Source organism: Pseudomonas sp. KH_046_2, from assembly GCF_057838985.1.
In genome coordinates this window covers 2,346,232-2,363,812 of sequence record NZ_CM174480.1, presented here as the reverse complement: position 1 = coordinate 2,363,812, position 17,581 = coordinate 2,346,232, and the positions used below count along the sequence as shown (strand labels likewise).

The 17,581-nt window shown below is 57.6% G+C and carries 11 protein-coding genes and 4 pseudogenes; 8 read left to right on the top strand and 7 right to left on the bottom strand.

Annotated features, from left to right (window positions below):
- Positions 1–93: a hypothetical protein gene (locus AC3IX1_RS10695; protein ID WP_489388136.1), complete on the top strand. Its 93-nt coding sequence runs from the start codon at positions 1–3 to the stop codon at positions 91–93.
- A gap of 69 nt (positions 94–162) precedes the next feature.
- Here the strand turns inward: AC3IX1_RS10695 and rimI are convergent, their stop codons facing one another.
- Complete coding sequence (rimI, locus tag AC3IX1_RS10690) at positions 163–1,281, bottom strand: ribosomal protein S18-alanine N-acetyltransferase (RefSeq protein WP_489388135.1); 1,119 nt, start codon at positions 1,279–1,281, stop codon at positions 163–165.
- 92 nt (positions 1,282–1,373) lie between these two features.
- Here rimI and AC3IX1_RS10685 point away from each other — a divergent pair, with 92 nt between their 5' ends.
- Together AC3IX1_RS10685 and AC3IX1_RS10680 are read left to right on the top strand one after the other, a co-directional pair.
- Positions 1,374–2,960, top strand: a complete 1,587-nt coding sequence (locus AC3IX1_RS10685) for a RimK family ATP-grasp domain-containing protein (protein ID WP_489388134.1) — start codon at positions 1,374–1,376, stop codon at positions 2,958–2,960.
- 66 nt (positions 2,961–3,026) lie between these two features.
- Positions 3,027–3,977, top strand: a complete 951-nt coding sequence (locus AC3IX1_RS10680; RefSeq protein WP_489388133.1) for a magnesium transporter CorA family protein — start codon at positions 3,027–3,029, stop codon at positions 3,975–3,977.
- An 86-nt stretch (positions 3,978–4,063) separates the two neighbouring features.
- Here the strand turns inward: AC3IX1_RS10680 and AC3IX1_RS10675 are convergent, their stop codons facing one another.
- The 6 genes and pseudogenes from AC3IX1_RS10675 to AC3IX1_RS10650 all read right to left on the bottom strand — a co-directional run bounded on the left by AC3IX1_RS10675 (position 4,064) and on the right by AC3IX1_RS10650 (position 9,365).
- Positions 4,064–5,965, bottom strand: a complete 1,902-nt coding sequence (locus AC3IX1_RS10675) for a potassium transporter Kup (RefSeq protein WP_489388132.1) — start codon at positions 5,963–5,965, stop codon at positions 4,064–4,066.
- Positions 5,966–6,206: 241 nt separating this feature from the next.
- Positions 6,207–6,473, bottom strand: a pseudogene (locus AC3IX1_RS10670) (iron-containing alcohol dehydrogenase); the annotation flags it as partial.
- 1 nt (position 6,474) lies between these two features.
- Positions 6,475–6,585 (bottom strand): annotated as a pseudogene (locus AC3IX1_RS10665) (hypothetical protein); the annotation flags it as partial.
- A 202-nt stretch (positions 6,586–6,787) separates the two neighbouring features.
- Positions 6,788–7,606, bottom strand: a pseudogene (locus tag AC3IX1_RS10660) (transposase); the annotation flags it as partial.
- Between the two features lie 104 nt (positions 7,607–7,710).
- Positions 7,711–8,005 (bottom strand): annotated as a pseudogene (locus AC3IX1_RS10655) (SAM-dependent methyltransferase); the annotation flags it as partial.
- A gap of 349 nt (positions 8,006–8,354) precedes the next feature.
- Positions 8,355–9,365, bottom strand: a complete 1,011-nt coding sequence (locus AC3IX1_RS10650; RefSeq protein ID WP_489388131.1) for a helix-turn-helix transcriptional regulator — start codon at positions 9,363–9,365, stop codon at positions 8,355–8,357.
- A 254-nt stretch (positions 9,366–9,619) separates the two neighbouring features.
- On the opposite strand from AC3IX1_RS10650, the gene AC3IX1_RS10645 reads away from it, so the two are divergent.
- The 5 genes from AC3IX1_RS10645 to AC3IX1_RS10625 all read left to right on the top strand — a co-directional run bounded on the left by AC3IX1_RS10645 (position 9,620) and on the right by AC3IX1_RS10625 (position 17,513).
- Positions 9,620–12,487: an autotransporter outer membrane beta-barrel domain-containing protein gene (locus AC3IX1_RS10645; RefSeq protein WP_489388130.1), complete on the top strand. Its 2,868-nt coding sequence runs from the start codon at positions 9,620–9,622 to the stop codon at positions 12,485–12,487.
- A gap of 40 nt (positions 12,488–12,527) precedes the next feature.
- Complete coding sequence (locus AC3IX1_RS10640; RefSeq protein ID WP_489388129.1) at positions 12,528–13,826, top strand: mechanosensitive ion channel family protein; 1,299 nt, start codon at positions 12,528–12,530, stop codon at positions 13,824–13,826.
- 126 nt (positions 13,827–13,952) lie between these two features.
- Positions 13,953–14,789: an SDR family NAD(P)-dependent oxidoreductase gene (locus AC3IX1_RS10635; protein ID WP_489388128.1), complete on the top strand. Its 837-nt coding sequence runs from the start codon at positions 13,953–13,955 to the stop codon at positions 14,787–14,789.
- 33 nt (positions 14,790–14,822) lie between these two features.
- Positions 14,823–15,875, top strand: a complete 1,053-nt coding sequence (locus tag AC3IX1_RS10630) for an MBL fold metallo-hydrolase (RefSeq protein WP_489388127.1) — start codon at positions 14,823–14,825, stop codon at positions 15,873–15,875.
- Positions 15,876–15,980: 105 nt separating this feature from the next.
- A complete protein-coding gene (locus tag AC3IX1_RS10625; RefSeq protein ID WP_489388126.1) occupies positions 15,981–17,513 on the top strand; it encodes an arylsulfatase in 1,533 nt (510 codons plus the stop codon).
- Positions 17,514–17,581: the final 68 nt, after the last annotated feature.

Here is a 17,581-nt window from a genome sequence, read left to right as displayed (position 1 = left end):
ATGGGAGGCCTGCGTAAAAAAGTCGAGGCAGACCCTTCCCAGCCGCGACACCTCATCACCGAAACCGGGGTTGGGTATCGCTTCATTCCTTGAGCCTGTATTTACGGGAGTAAAATTTTTAATTACGAGGCACCAATAGTACAAAGCTACTGTGCTGGAGGCTCATGGCACTCCGTCGCTGGACTGCTCGCGTGCGTAAAGCGTCACTGAGGCGCGCAGCTTGTTGCCGCCGAAAGCACACATCTTGTCGAACGCCTTGTGACTGACGGGAAGATGCTGGCAGTCGAGTGCCTGACGGTGCTGACTGTGATCAATGTCCGGGTCATGCAGGTAGACGAAGTCTTCATCGTAGTCGGTGACAATGACCCAGTGCGGGGCTTTGGAGCGAGTCAGACGGTAACTGCTGATCAACACCAAGGGTTGACCACCGGCCTTCAGCGTTAGAGCCAGATCCAGCTGGTTGCTGCTGACATGCTCCACATCACTGTGTTGAAGTTCCGTGCAGAACTCTTCGTGTACCAGGCGAATGACCTCCTTTTTATGTTCGTCGCGCACCCCGTCGAGAAATAGCGGACCGGCGATACTCACTTGCAGGCGTACTCGAAACCCTCGGCGCCAGGCCGCCAATGCCAGTCCTTGGGGGCTGCACCCGCCGTGCCCCGAAGTCATGAACACCGTCGTGGCTTCACGCCAGATTTGCAGTTCGTCCCGGCGCTCGATCAAGCGCTCGGGTTGCAATGCCCTCATGGCCATCAGGAGGCAAGCCGGGCCGCAGGTAAACTCAGTGGTTTGTTGGTAGTAAGGCACCTGGACTTCACGGCTTTCCCGATGTTGCAGAATGCGCTTCTCCAAACGCAACGCAAGCGCATGGTCTTCGTAGTAGTTGTGAACCACAGCGAAGCGTCGGTAACCGTTACGCTCATAAAGACTGATAGCGACGGGATTATCCGCCCGCACTTCCAGTCGCAGGTAGGCGCAGTCGTGTGCGCGAGCGCAATCCTCCGCCTGATCCAATAGCTGCTTTCCAAGACCGAGGCCGCGACTGTGGGTGGCGATAGCGATTGAATACAGTCGGGCCAGAGAGGTGCCACGGTGAAACAGGACCAGACAGTAGCCCATCAGTTGATTCCCGTCTTGCGCAATGATCAGGCTGGCATTGGCTCGGCTGATCATCCACTGAAAACTGCGCGGAGTCAGTCGATCAGAGGTAAAGCATTGGTTCTCCAGTTCCAGCAGAGACTTCAGATCATCGTGTGTAGCATTGCGAAATAACAGGCTCATAGCCCCACCGTAAAAGTTGCGTAACGAAACGAGACTTTTTAAAAGTATCGTGCTTAATAGATAAGGACTTGTTCTCCAACGGACCTTTTCATATGTCAGCGGTACAGGGTGGCTTGCGTGAAGTATCAGAGCAAAATCGGTTAACGGCAATATCAAATCCGACTTATTTACCGGAAGCGCCGGGAAGATCAAGCCAGGTGATTATTATTGTTGAACGAAAAGAAGACTGGGCCTCTTACTTCCCCTCGGAGGATGTGATGAGTGCGCAGGAGTATCTGGAACAGCCTCTTGAGATCGAAGCCGGCAAGCGCGTCCAGGTTATTAATCTGTGCCGAAGCTACAAGTATCTGGGGCACGGGTATTACTGTTCACTGCTGGCAGAAGCACGCGGCCATAAAGTTATTCCGTCCGTGCGCACTATCAGCGAACTTACCAAAAAATCACTGTATGGCCTAGCGCTGGATGATCTCGGCAAAACCCTGGACAAAGCACTGAACAACCATATTTACAATAATACCGAAGGATTCACGCTCACCCTGTACTTCGGTAAAACCAACCTTGAACCATTACAGGATCTGGCACGGCAAATTTTTGAATTTTTCCCATGCCCGATCCTCCTGGTAGAGTTCCGTAAAAGTAATAGTTGGCGCATCGACGGAATAAAGTCCGGCGTCTTGCAAAAGTTACGCGAAGACCAGGAAGATCAGTTTGCCAACTCGCTGGACAGCTTCAGCCGCAAGATATGGCGAATGCCACGTTCACCCCGCGTGGCCCGCTACGACCTGGCCATTTTGCATGACCCGCTAGAAGCGCTGCCGCCTTCCAATGCCAAAGCACTGGAGAGTTTTATCCGGGTCGGCAAAGGTTTGGGTATTGATGTCGACCTGATCGAAAAGAAAGACTATTCACGAATAGCTGAGTATGACGCCCTGTTGATTCGCGAAACCACCAGCGTGGATAACCACACCTATCGCTTCGCCAAGAAGGCGGAAAGCGAAGGTCTGGTGGTGATGGACGATCCCGCTTCAATCCTGCGCTGTACCAACAAGGTGTACCTGACCGACCTACTCAAAAGCCATCAATTGGGTATGCCGGCAACCGAGATTCTCTACAAGGAACGACCGGAAGACTTCGAGCGAGTGGGTGAACGCCTGGGCTTTCCGTTAGTGTTGAAGATTCCCGATGGCTGTTTTTCCCGTGGAGTGATCAAGGTCGAAAGCCAACAGGCACTGCTGGAAGCCACCGCTGAACTCTTCGAACACTCGGTATTGCTATTGGCTCAGGAGTTCTTTTACACCGAGTACGACTGGCGCATTGGCGTGCTCAACCGTAAACCGATTTTCGCCTGCCAGTACTTCATGTCCAAAGGTCACTGGCAGATCTACAACCACAAGGCCAAGGGCCAGGACATCAATGGGGAATGCCGCACCCTGGCGGTCCACGAGGCACCAAGAGCGGTGGTCGAACTGGCGGTGAAGACCGCGAATCTCATTGGTGATGGTTTGTACGGGGTCGACCTGAAACAGTCGGGGGATAAGGTGGTGGTAATCGAGGTTAACGACAACCCGAACATGGACGCGGGCATCGAAGACGCTTACTTGCAGGACGACCTGTATTCCCTGGTTCTGGAAGAGTTCATTCGCCGTCTCGAGCTGAAACGTCGTGGTCAGGCGTGGTAAACGCATGCTCCGATACCAGCTTGCATGACACTGATTATTCCAAGTCGATAACGCCATGGGTCAGACGTGATCAAGAGTTTTCAACTCGCCAATGGGGCGCTGGTATCGGTTGAACACCTCGATGCCGATGTGATGTTGTTCAGCGATCCCGATGTGGCAGAACGGGATCTGTTGCGCAGCGATTTCAAACTGGACGATCACGCGCTGGCTTCGGCACTGGATCCGGACGAAGTCTCACGCATCGAATTCCACCCGGACAATCTGTTCTTGATCTGGAAACGTCCGGAAAGTTACTCGGGCGGAGAGAGCTTGGCCTTCGAGGTCTCGTCGTTCGGCTTGCTGTTCTCTAAAACACGCTTGCTGATAATCGCGACTGACGACTCCCAGTTAAATGGTCTGGGGGAGCGGCACCTCTTGCACACACCGCAGGATGTGCTGCTGGACATACTGTTCAACAATCTCCACCACTACCTGGGGCACCTCAAAGTAATCAAGATGGTGGCTCGCGAGTTGCAGCAGAAATTCAACGCCTCGATGGAGAATCGACATCTGATCCAGATGTTTAACCTCAGCGAAAGCCTGATCTATTACATCAACGCGATTCACAGCAATGGTGCTGTCCTGACCCGGCTGCGCAACCATGCAGAAAAAGAGCACTTCAGCGTCGAGGCGATCGCGCTTATCGACGATCTGATCATCGAGAACACCCAGTGCAACAAACAGGCGGAAATCTACTCTCGGGTGTTTGCCGGCTTGATCGATGCACGGGGTAATTTGATGAACAACACCATGAACAACCTGCTGCGCAAACTGACGTTGATCAATGTGGTCTTCCTGCCTCTCAACCTGATCGCCAGCATTGGTGGCATGTCCGAGTTCAGCATGATGACTTCCGCCGTCCCCTGGTGGGTTGCCTATCCGCTTTTTCTCACGGGAATGCTGGTTGCTGGGGGCCTGATGGTCCTCGCGCTCAAGCGTCTGACGCGTGGTTCATCCAGCATGAATGGCCCACATTGAACGCTTGAGGTGCTGCACAGACAGTGCGGCGGCTTCGAACTTCTCGCACCGCGGCCCCCCTACCCCCTCGGATACTCGATGACTCCTTACATCTCAACCTGTGTGCCCAGCTCAATCACCCGATTCAACGGCAACTTGAAGTACCTCAGGTTGCTATTGGCGTTCTTCAGCAAAAAGGCAAACAGGCCTTCTCGCCAACGGGCCATACCGATGCGCTTGGTCGGGATCACCGTTTCCCGGCTGAGGAAATAGGTCGTGCGCATTGGACTGAAGTCCAGCTCGGTCAAGTGACAGAGACTCAACGCCAAGGGGACATCGGGCTCCTCGATAAAGCCAAAGTGCAGACTGACCCGGAAGAACCCTTCACCATAGGCCTCAACCTCGAACCGCCGTTCAGCGCTAACGCGAGGGCTGTCTTCAGACACCACAGTGAGCAATACCACTTGCTCATGCAAAACCTGGTTATGCAGCAGGTTGTGCAGCAGCGCATGCGGAACGGCATCGGCCCTGGCCGTTAGAAACACTGCCGTGCCTTGTACGCGATGAGGAGGTTGCGTACGGATGCTACCGATGAACAGCGGTAGAGGCAGTGCGGTTTCATCCAACCGCTCGACAATAATCTTCCTGCCCCGCTTCCAGGTCGTCATCAAAATGAATAGACCAATGCCGGCAATCACCGGGAACGCACCGCCCTGGAAAATCTTCGGCGCGTTGGCCGCGAAGTACAGGCCATCGACCAGCAAAAATCCCAGCAACATTGGAATGGCCAACCAGCGCGGAGTTTTCCATAGCAGCAGGACCACCGCCGAGGACAAGATTGTTGTGATCAACATGGTCCCCGTCACCGCGACACCATAGGCTGCGGCCAACGCACTGGACGACTCGAAACCGATGACCAGCAGCACAACACCGACCATCAATGCCCAGTTAACCGTGCCAATGTAAATCTGTCCCTGCTCCTGACTGGAGGTGTGCTGGATAAACATGCGGGGGACATACCCAAGCTGGATGGCCTGGTGAGTCAGGGAAAATGCGCCGGAGATCACGGCTTGAGAAGCGATGATGGTCGCCAGTGTGGAGAGTGCGACCATCGGCAGCAGGGCCCAGCCCGGCGCGAGCAAATAAAATGGATTGCGCACCGCCTCCGGATTCTCGAGGATCAAGGCACCTTGGCCAAAATAATTGAGTACCAGTCCTGGTAAAACCAAAATGAACCACGCACGGGCAATGGGTTTACGACCGAAGTGCCCCATGTCGGCATACAGTGCTTCGGCGCCCGTCAGCGCGAGTACCACTGCACCAAGGATGGCCACACCGACTCCCGGATGAGCGATAAAAAAATGCGCCCCCCAGTATGGATTGAGCGCTTGCAGTACTTCCGGCCGCTGCAAAATCCCGTAGATCCCCAGCGCACCCAGCACTACAAACCACAGCACCATCACTGGACCAAACAGGATGCCGATGCGAGCCGTGCCATGTTTTTGTATCAAGAACAGCGCCACCAGCACGATCACTGACAAGGGCACTACCCAGTGCTCGATTCCGTCAAACGCCAGCTGTAGCCCTTCAACCGCAGAGAGCACCGAAATAGCCGGGGTAATCATGCTGTCCCCGTAAAAAAGTGCCGCACCAAACAGGCCGAGCAGCACCAGTGCCTTGCTCATGCGCGGATAAGGTAATGCCGAGCGGCGGGCTAACGCCGTCAACGCCATGATGCCGCCTTCGCCCTGATTGTTGGCCCGCAGGATAAACAACACGTATTTGATCGAGACCACCCAGATCAGTGACCAAAAGATCAACGACAGAATGCCCAGCACGCCATCGTGGTTGGCCTGGACACCGTAGTGACCGGCAAACACTTCCTTCAGCGTGTACAGGGGGCTGGTGCCGATATCTCCGTACACCACGCCGACAGCAGCGATAAGCAGTCCCACCGCTGAAGATTTGCGATGGTTTTTTTCAATTGCATGGGTCGCCGTTTCGCTCACTTTCTACGTCTCGAGTATTGAGGGCCGAAAACGCATTCCGTGAGATTTCAAGGCCGGTGGACTTCAGTGAAACTGCCATCAAATTCAGATGAAGCGCTGCAAGGCATAAAGGCAATGTCAATTTTGCCGGCCAGTATCGTTGCGAGTAACAAAAGCCATCGTAAAAAAAACGTAAATTTTCCGCCGCCATACCCATAAGAAGACTGCCAGATAAGGCATCAATTCACGCGAATGCAGTGAGGGCTGATATTTCTCGCGCTTGCTGCACCGCCTCCAGCACACAGTGCTGTGGCGGATCGGCCAGCACTCGGGCATAGACGGCAACTCGGATTTTCTCCACTGCAAAGCCGGGCATCAGTTCATCGAACAACCCCAGGTGTGCAACACCGGGATCGGTGACGATCAACACCGTCCGAGCTTCCCGCTCACGACACAGGCTAGCCAGGCGTCTGGCAGAGACTGCTTCACAGGGTATCTGGGCGGTAGTGGCAAAGCTGAAAGACTGCATCGGCGCGAACAGCGGCCTGCAACCACAGGCCTCCCAAAAGGACGTAGGCGGAGTAGGCAAGGAAGTCCACCGACACAGCACCAATTTCCTGCGGGTCAAGCTGGCACGCTTCGCGCCGCGACAACAACGACATGTGGGGTATGGCCAAACAACTCGAAGCTATCGCCAAGCGCATCAGCAAGAACTACCCGTAACTCCCTCCCCCTTCAAAGTCAGCCGCTATAGCGGCAAGGACGAAGTCATGCCTGAAGAATTCAAATTGATAAAGCCAGCGCCAGTTGTGCGCGACGAAACGGGTTCGTTTCAGCATCCAGATAAGCGGTGTCGCCAATAAGGCGTTCCGGCTTGATGTCGAACTGCGCTTCGACCCGATCGATCATCGTCTTGGTGCTCTCGACTTCTGCGGTTCAATGAGCCGGTGTGGGTTCCACATCCATGATCACGCCGTGCTCGGTATCGATCAGATAATTCGTGGAGTAAGCGTAGAACGCTGGGCCACCTGGAGCAGCTGTCCAGCGAGCCTGAGGATCAGTCAGTGATAAACGCTTCGGCAGCGTTTCGGCCAAAGTCTCTTCATCAAGTGCCTCAAGGTACTCACGCACGGCGCGCGTGCTCAGGGCCGGATCGCTCCAGTTGACCGGTTCATCACCCGGTACGCCGCGTTGCCGGCTAGCGTCCGCTTTAATGATGCTGGCGTCCACAGCAAATCCTTCGCCCTTGACCAGAGCTGCGTCCATGCAACGACGCAGTACCTCGTTGAACAACCAACGAAACAGATCGCTGTCCCGAAAACGGCCGTGTCGATTTTTGGAAAAGGTCGAGTGGTTAGGGATTTCATCTTCAAGGCTCAACCGGCAGAACCAGCGATACGCCAGGTTCAAATGGGCCTCTTCGCACAGTCGCCGCTCAGAGCGGATGCCATAGCGGTAGCCCACGATCCGCATGCGGATCATCAGTTCAGGATCAATCGACGGGCGCCCGATCGGGCTGTAGAAATCGGCGAGGTAATGGCACAGGTCACTCAGATCGAGACACTGATCAATGCTGCGCAGAAGGTGATTGGAGGGAATGTGATCTTCAAGATTGAACGAGTAAAACAGCCGTTCCTGCCCACTCGATAACTGTCCCATCATGCTGCGTGCTTCCCTGCTGGCCGATGCGAGGATTTTGCCGCTGGCCAGACGGGGGAGCTACTTTTTCAACAGAATCGGCCAAGAGCAGTCATCCGCTTCTATCTTCAGGCCGCTTTGCACGTCAACCAAGCACCCCAGAAAAGGCTGCTGAAGAAACGAGTGGTGTCCCCAAATCCGGTGTCATGCAAAAGTTTTTGTACCGCCGCTTCGGAATGCGGAGGGTCAGCGGAGACCCCGGTTTCAGACGAACCCGAATGGATCGTAAAATTTGTCGCTTGGCATCATCCCCATCGAGATGATGGAGTACCCCGATCAAGGTGGCTGCGTCGTGTAACTCATCTGCTGCCAAGTCTTCAACATGCCGAGATGCATGCCCGCTCTTTCAAGCAAGTTCGCTGCCGAGCCTGCGGGAAACCCGTGATCATCTGAAAGTCGAGGGTGAGCGGCGCAGCCTGCTGGCCGACGGCGCGACGCATTTGCTGGCGGTGTTTATGCGGGAAAGTGGGTTCTGAAAACGAAACTCAAGTCGCGCGCAAATTACCCACATTCACTACCCTGCCACCACAAAAATAATAATCGGCCCGCACACCGCCTCCAGTTCCCGGGCCGACGCCTTGAGGTCCACACCCAGCACAACCCAAAAACAGTCAACAATACAGCGAGCAACCTGCTCAGCATGCGTCATTTTTTGCTTCACAAAATTCAGATCAGGGTTCGCATCACAGCGTAGTTGAGCGATGAACGGTTGTCAGATTTGCGCTGCCGGCCCTTGTTGCGAGCGCCAGGCTCTTGGAGAGAGCCCCGTCCATTGTTTGAAGTGCCGACTGAACACGGAAACGTCGGCATAGCCCAGATTCAGCGCCAGATCGGTAATGCTGGTTTTGTCCCGCAGCAGGTTCTGTTTGGCAATTTCCAGCCGGGTTTCCTGAAGCAACTGGCTGAAACTGCTGCCTTCGGCTTTCAGGCGCTTCTGCAAGACCCGAGGTTGCAGGCCCAGTGAATTGCTGACGGCTTCAATACCGCATTCCCCCGTGTGCAGCAGGCTGCCGATCAAATGGCAGACCTGCGCCTTGAGGTTGTCCGGGTACTGGGTCTTGAGCAGTTGCATGCGATGCAACCAGTGTTCACGCATCAACTCCTCATCGGCCAGCGGCGAGCGCTTCAGGTATTCGAATGGAAAACTGATGCCGTCGAATGCGCTGTCGAATCGCACCCTGCCGTAGGCACTGGCGGCTTGCCAGCCGGGGCTTTTCGCCGCGCCTTGTTGTAGGTGCAGGCGAATCTGCGGGCTATCGGCGCCGGTGAGGATTTTCACCGCATTAAACAGCTGCGCCGCGCTGAGTTGACTGATGTTTTGCAAACCACTGTCATTGGTAAAATCGAAACTCAGGCGAACCTCGGCACGCTCTCCCCGCTTGCTTATCTCCAGGTGCAATCCGCTGGCATGCAAATACAGGTACTGCCGGGCGAAGGTCAGTGCATCGCCTACCGTTGGCTGCCGGCTGCCCGACAGCGCCACTTCACCGATCACCAACAGGTTCTGGCGAGAAGCCAGACGCAAGCCGAACAACGGCTCCCGGCATTGACGCGCGGTTTCATCGAGCAAATCCGCGGTCTTTTCGTAAGACACATAGTTGTTGGGCTGACGCAGCTGGGCAACGACCATCCCGGCGTCCTGCAGCAGGTTCACCGGGTTCTGCCCAAGCTGGGACACGAGGGTGCTGTAACCCTCGATTGCACCACTGCGTAACAGGAACATGCGTCATCCTTGCTCTTCTTGGTTCGTAATAGATCAATTTTTATTCGCCTAATGTCAAGTCGAAAAAACTCAACCTGCGTAAACTTGCACGCCTGGCTGAATGGTTTCACCTGAGGTTCCAGGGCGCTTTTACTCCTGTCTCGACCTTCCTCGATCTGCCCTTGCGCAGAGTCATTCAATCCTGAATCTGCTGCTGCATGAGCCAGTCGTTGTCCATGCGTGCACTCGTTCGGGCGGGCAAAAGGATCCCTTCCATGAACAAGCTTTATCGCGTGATCTGGAATCGCGCTGTCCGTCGATTTGTCGTGGCCTCGGAACTTGCCGGCAAACGCACCGGTACTGGTGCCGCACGTCTTGCCGGCCCGCTGTTGGTGGCTTTGCTGCTCCCTGTGAGCGCCATGGCGCAGTCCCAGATCGCGGACGGCACCGGTCTGCTCGTCGCGCCGGGTGACTACGACACCACTGGGGCCGGCGAAAGCGCGTTAGTGGCGCGCAACGGCGGCGACCTGCAAGCCAATGACGTGACCGTGACCACCACTGGAACCGGTGCGGTCGGGGTATTGGCCAATGGCGTCAACGGAACCGGCACGACCGTCAAGATCAGCGACAGCCAGGTGACGACTCAAGGCGACAATGCCGTGGGCATGGCCGCTGCCGACAGCGACAGCCGTATCGACGCAGACCATGTGAGCGTCACGACCAAAGGGGAAAACTCGGCTGGCGTGGTTGCCGGTGGCCAGGTCAATGACGGGCGATCAGCCCCGGTCATCACGCTGACTGACAGCACGGTCAATACCGCCGGCAACAACGCTGCGGGCGTGATCGCCCAGGGCGGCGGTCGGGTCGGCCTCACGGATTCGACCATCAGCACCAGCGGCGACGGCAGCATCGGCATCGTGGTCAGCGACGGCAGCAGTGTGACCAGCCAAAACAGCACGGTGACCACCTCTGGCACCGGCGCCAATGGCGTCAATGTGATCAATGACTCCATCCATACCAGCTTCAATATGACCGGCGGCGGCATCGCCACCCATGGCGACCAGAGCATTGGGCTGATAGTCGGCAATGGTCACGTTGCCAGCCTGACGGATGCGACGGTGAACACTACCGGACAGAATTCCGCGGGCGTCGTTTCAGCCGGCATCAATAGCGCTGGCGTGCGCAGCACCGTGTTCATCAGTGGCAGTCGGGTTACCACGACCGGTGACAATTCCGTTGGCCTGGTTGCCGAGGATGGCGGCGTGATCCAGGCCAGCACTTCCGAGGTCACCAGCACTGGCAACAATGCCGCCGCCGTTGCGGTTTCGGGTGACGGCAGTAGCGTTTCGCTGACCAATAGCGCCGTGAATGCCCAAGGCAATGGCTCGTCCGCCGCGCAACTGAGTGGCGGCACGCTAACAGTTGATGGCGGTTCGCTGTCCAGCGCTAAAGACAGTGCAATCGAGGTCAATGCGGCAGGCAATGCAGCGACCACGATCAACCTGAACAATGGCGCAAAGGCCAGCGGTGGCAATGGCGTGTTCGTCCAGGTCAACGATGAAAGTTCGCAAGTCAACCTGTCCATGGATCACCGGGTTCGTGCCCAAGGTGACATCAATGGTGTGGACAGCAACGGTGACGGCCAAATAACGGCCACCACCGACCTGTCGATGGATCACCTGTCGAGCTGGCAAGGTTCGACCAACGGGGCTGTCGACCAACTGTTACTCAGTGGCGGCAGTGAATGGACCATGACGGGCGATTCCACCGTCGGCCAATTAAGCCTGGACCACAGCGCCGTGGTCTTCGCCCGCCCCACCAACGGCGACTACAAAACCCTCACCGTCAGCGGCGACTTCAGCAGCGACGGCGGCGTGCTGTTCATGAACAGCGAGTTGAACGGCGACGACTCCGGGACCGACATGCTGCACGTCGAAGGTGACACATCCGGCCAGGCGTATGTGCATGTCAACAATGTCGGCGGCATGGGAACCGGCACCACCGATGGCATTGAACTGATCCAGGTCGACGGTGAGTCCAATGCCGAGTTTTCCCTGGCCGGCCGGGCCGTGGGTGGTACCAACGAGTACTTCCTTTATCAAGGCAGCTACACCGACCCGAATGACGGTGACTGGTACTTGCGCTCCGAACTGCCGAGCGACCCGACAGATCCGACCTCGCCTTCGGTGCCGGTTTATCGCCCCGAAGTGGGCAGCTACCTGGGCAACCAGGCAGCCGCAGTGAACATGTTCCAGTTGTCGATGCACGATCGCTTGGGCACGCCAGAGCTGGACCCGCAACGCATCGATGACAATCGTCTCGGCAGTCTGTGGGTGCGAGTCAGCCGCAACGACGCCGACTACACTGGGGGCCAGGATCAACTGGACGTCGACAGCGACACCTCAGTGTTGCAGATCGGTACGGACCTGGTGCACTGGGGTGAAAACAGCCGTGGCCTGATGGGCGTGATGGTCGGCACCGGCAGCAATGAAAACACCACCCGTTCTAACCTGACCGGCTACAGCTCCAAGGGTGAAGTCGATGGCACGGCGGTCGGTGTCTACGCCACCTGGTTCGCCGACCCCAACGCGGCAACGGGTTTGTACCTGGACAGTTGGCTGCAATACGGTCGCTACGACAACAGCGTGCAAGGCGAAGGGCTGGACAAGGAGAACTATGACTCGCGCACGTTGGCCGGCTCCCTCGAAGCGGGTTACTCGTTGAGCGTGTTCTCCAACGAGACTTCACGGGTTTACGTGCAACCTCAGGTGCAGGTGACTGCGACCCACTACGACAATGACGACCATCAGGAAACCAATGGCACAGAAGTCAAATCCGACCAGGCCGGTGGCGTAACCACGCGCACCGGTGTGCGTGTCTACGGCCAGATCGATCTGGACAGCGGCATGAAGGTTCAGCCGTACGCCACCGTCAACTGGTACCACAACAGCCAGGACAACGCCGTGGCCTTCAATGACAGCGTCATGCAGGGCGGCGATCCGAAGAATCGGTACGAGTTCAAGACCGGCGCACAACTGGTGCTGGGCAAGCACTGGAGCACCTGGGGCCAGGTCGGCGTGCAGAGCGGTGAAGACGACTACCGCGATGTCAGCGCCCAGGTCGGTTTGAAATACCACTTCTGACTGCTGCGCCATTTCCCAGCCGCAAAGGAATCGATCAGATATGAACTTCCCACAGCTTTGGCTCAACCTTCAGACCTTCTGGAGCTCGCTCGACAAACACCCGCATGTGTACGCCAGCCTGACGCTGCTGGCATTGGTATTCGTTGCCCTCGTGCTTGGACGGGTCGCCCGTTATCTGGTGTTGCACGGTGCGCGGTTGCTGGGTCGCCAGCCGTCGATGCGCTGGATCAATGACCTGGCCGATAACAAGGTCTTCCATCGCCTCGCGCAGATCACCCCTTCGCTGCTGGTCCAGTTCGGGTTGAACGTGGTACCGGGGCTGAGTGACAAGGCGCAGAACTTCCTGGGCAATGTCGCGCTGGCGTTCACCCTGCTGTTTCTGGTGCTGGCCATCAACGCCGTGCTCGATACCCTACTGGTGATTTACGCCCGCACCCCGCACGCCCGTACCCGTTCGATCAAAGGCTACGTGCAACTGGCGAAAATGGTGCTGTTCGTGCTCGGCGCGATCATCATCGTCGCCACGCTGATCAACCGCTCGCCGCTGTTGCTGCTGTCCGGTCTTGGCGCTATGTCGGCGGTGATCGTGTTGGTTTACAAAGACACCCTGCTGTCGTTCGTCGCCAGTGTGCAACTGACCAACAACGACATGCTGCGGGTCGGCGACTGGATCGAAATGCCGCAATTGGGCGCGGACGGCGACGTCGTCGACATCACCTTGCACACGGTCAAAGTGCAGAACTTCGACAAGACGATCGTCTCGATACCGACCTGGCGACTGATGGCCGACTCGTTCAAGAACTGGCGCGGCATGCAGGCCAGCGGCGGACGCCGGATCAAGCGCAGCCTGTTCATCGACGCCGGTGGCGTGCGCTTCCTGGGTAAGGACGAAGAGCAGAACCTCAACCAGGTGCGCTTGCTCAGCGACTACATGGGCCGCAAGCAATCCGAGCTCAAGCATTGGAATGAAGCCCAGGGCAATGTGCCGGCGCTGTCCGCCAACCGCCGGCGGATGACCAACATCGGCACCTTTCGCGCCTATGCCCTGGAGTACCTGAAAAACCACCCTGACATTGCGCCGCACATGACGTGCATGGTTCGCCAGATGCAAACGACGGCGCAGGGCGTGCCGCTGGAAATCTACTGCTTTACCCGCACCACCGAATGGGACGACTACGAGCGCATCCAGGCTGACATTTTCGACTATCTGCTGGCAGTGCTGCCGGAGTTCGGCTTGAGTCTGTATCAGCAACCGAGTGGCAATGACTGGAGGGTCGGGCTCATGTCGGCCACGCCCGTGGCGCGGCAGCTTTCGGCAGCGCATCAAGCACGTTCGTAAAATATCAACTTTCATTCGCCATTTATCAAGTTGTTCACGGCGCGAAAAGATAACTTGGTGGCCAATGAATTGACGCCCGATGCGGCTGTGCCGGGCAACCTCAACTCCTACTCTGCAGGTCGAGTCATGACGAATTGGAAGTATCGCGTTCCCCGGGTTGCCTACCTTTCCGGTGCGGGCAGCGGCATCGGACTGGGCTTTGCCCGGGCGTTGATTGCACAAGGTTCGAGCGTCGCGATCTTCGACCTGCAGATATCCGAGCAGGTACTGGTCCGCCTGAAAACGGCCTGTACCGCACCGGGTCAGTCGGTGGGTTTCTATCAGGTGAACATCACCGACCCGGTGCTGGTCGACACGGCCATGGCCAATGCCCATGACCTGCAGGGCCCCGCGGATCTGGCGTTTAACTGCGCCGGACTGATGCGCAATGCGCTGTTTACCGAACTGTCCTTTGAGACCTTCCAGCAGGTGATCAATGTCAACCTGATCGGCAGCCGCAACTTCGCCGCCAGTGCCCTCAAGCACCTTTCGCCTCAGGGGCATCTGGTGTTCATGGCGTCCCTGGCCGGGATTGTCGGCAGCTACACCCAGTCGGCCTACGCCGCCTCCAAATTCGGCGTGGTCGGTCTGGCCGAAGTGCTGCGTGCCGAACAGAAACTCTGCGGCATCGACGTGTCGGTGGTCTGCCCCGGCGAAATCCAGACGCCGCTGCTCGATTACGAGCGCCAACACGGCAGCCCGGTTACCCGTTCGCTCAACGCGGTCGCCGGGGTGCTGACGGTCGATCAGGCCGTGGCCGGGATCCTGCGCGGCATTCAGCGCCGGCAATTCATGATCACGCCTGGGTTCAAGGCCAGGCTGATCCGTGCACTGGCGCGCAAATGCACCTCGCTGCAACGCTGGATCGTCGACCGCAATCTGGCAAAGCGCCTGCGCGGTAACTGCGCCGAGCTCAACGACTGATCCGCCCCCCTATCACCCACAGGATTCTGCAACATGAGTGCATTTGAACAAATCCGTCACTTCGAAGATTCCCGTGCCGCTGCCGGCCAGCAGGCGCGCGTCGAAGACACCCGCTTGGCCGCCCTGCAGTTTCGCGAGGACATGTTGAATGGCCCCAAGGCCCGCTACTTTGAATCGTTCAATCTGGTCAAAGTGCCCTACCCGGTTCGCTATGGCCTGCGCAATGCGTTTTCGCGGGAACGCTTTGTCGAGTACATGCACATCCAGAATCGCCTGTTTGTCGTGCAGTTCGACACCCCTGCAGGGGTCAAGACGTTGCTGGTGTCCCCTTCGGACCATGAGCGCAACGGTGAAACGCCGTTCTTCCGGCGCCTTCAGGACCGCACGGCCAATTGGCTGACCAAGCTGATCATCAACCGCCAGAACAGCGTGCCGCAGATCCTCGCCCGCCTCGGCCTGCGCCCCGAAGACATCGACTACATCACCTACGATCACCTGCACACTCAGGACATCCGCCGCTGGCTGGGCACCGATAAAGAACCGGCGTTGTTCCCCAACGCCAAATTGCTGGTTCACTGGCGCGAGTGGGAGTCGACCAAAGACCTCAACCCCTACCAGGCCGACTGGTATTGCCCGAGCGGTATCGCCGGCGTACCGGAAGACAAGGTGATCTGTTTCGACGGCTCGATCATGCTCGGTGACGGCGTGGCGCTGATGCATACGCCGGGACACACCGAAGGCAATCACTCGATCGTCGTGCACACCGACGAAGGCCTGTGGGTGACCAGCGAAAACGGCGTCAGCGTCGATGCCTATGCGCCTCACCTATCCAGTGCCAGCGGCGTGGCCGATTACGCGCGGATGATCGGCACCGAAGTGATCATCAACGGCAACACCCTGGAAAACGCCGTCGACCAGTACATCTCCATGGTTCAGGAAGCCACCGTGGCCGGGCCATCGAAGCGCGACCCGCGTTTCCCGAACATCTTTCCATCGTCCGAAATGACGCCGTTCTGGCTGTTTCCTGGCACCCGGCCGGCGTTTTACGTCGGCCATGCCAAACACGGCAGCCTACTGCGGCGTTGAGGCCTCTTGTCAGGCGTTAAACCCACGCCGCTCATTTTTGCGCAACGGCCATACCTGAACCACACTGGCTCTGGCTTGCCGTCCCCGCATGAACAGGAATTCAAAATGCACTTACTTCGAAATGCCCTGCTGGGCATCGGCTTGAGCCTCGCGGCAATGGGCGTTACCCAGGCTGCCGAAAAACCCAACATCGTCGTGATCATGGTCGACGACATGGCGCCCATGGATGTCTCGGCCTACAACCGTGGGCTCGGTGCCGTCACCACACCCAACATCGACCGCCTCGCCCAGGAAGGCATGATGGTCTCGGACTACTACGCGCAACCGAGCTGCACTGCCGGCCGCGCGGCGTTCATCACCGGTCAGTATCCGATTCGCACCGGTCTGACCGCTGTCGGCCAGCCAGGGGCGAAAGTCGGTATCCAGGACAGCGATGTGACCCTGGCGCAACTACTCAAGGCCCAGGGTTACGCCACCGGCATGTTCGGCAAGTCGCACATCGGCGATCGCAACGAATACCTGCCGACCGTCCATGGCTTCGATGAGTTCTTCGGCTTCCTCTATCACTTGAACGTGATGGAAATCGCCGAGATGACCAACTTCCCCAAAGACCCGAACTTCCCGGGCATCCCGCGCAACATGATCCACTCCGTGGCCACCACCGTCGACGACGCTACTGTCGACCCGCGCTGGGGTCGTGTCGGCAAGCAGAAGATCACCGATGAAGGTCCGTTGACCATCGAGCGCATGAAGAGCGTCGACGACCAGTTCACCGACCTGTCGATTGACTGGATCAAGAAGCAGAAAGCCGCCGACAAGCCGTTCTTCCTTTGGTACAACCCGTCGCGCATGCACCAGAAAATCCACGTCAGTGACGAGTGGCTGGGCAAAAGCGGCCATACCGAATACACCGACGCGATCATGCAGCTCGATTTCCTGGTGGGCAAATTGCTGAAAACCCTGGATGACCAGGGCCTGGCGAAGAACACCATCGTGCTGTTCACCTCCGACAACGGGGTCAACCTGTCCCACTGGCCGGACTCGGGCGCGGCTTCGTTCCGCGGTGAAAAAGGCCTGACCTGGGACGGCGGTTTCCGCGTGCCGATGCTGGTTCGCTGGCCCGGCAACATCAAGCCCAACACCTGGACCGGCGAGTTCATGACCTCCGAGGACTGGGTGCCGACGCTAATGGCCGCCGTTGGCCAAGCAGATGTCAAAGAGAAACTGCTCACCGGCCTGCAAGTCGATGACAAGACCTTCAAGAACCATCTGGACGGCTACAACCAGTTGGACATGCTGACCAACTCCGAGGGCAAGTCGAACCGCCACGAGTTCTTCTTCTTTGGCGAAACCCACATGAACGCCGTGCGGGTCGATCAGTGGAAAGTCCACACCGCCATCAAAGACAAATGGATGGAGGAAGCGAAAAACATTCCGGGCGGTTTGGTCATCGACATCAAGGTCGACCCATACGAGCGCTCCCCGGAGGCCGGCGACCATTTCCGCTGGCAGCAGCAGCGCAGCTGGATCATTCCGATCATCGCACCCTACATGCAGGCCTTTGCCAAGAGCATGAAGGACTTCCCGCCGTCGCAGAAAGGCGCGGGTGGTATCGGCATGGCCTCTATGTCGAACTGACGCGACACCCTGCTTAACACCTTTTCTCACTATCAGCACATGCGAAACCGGGCGCCCCTTCGGGGCGT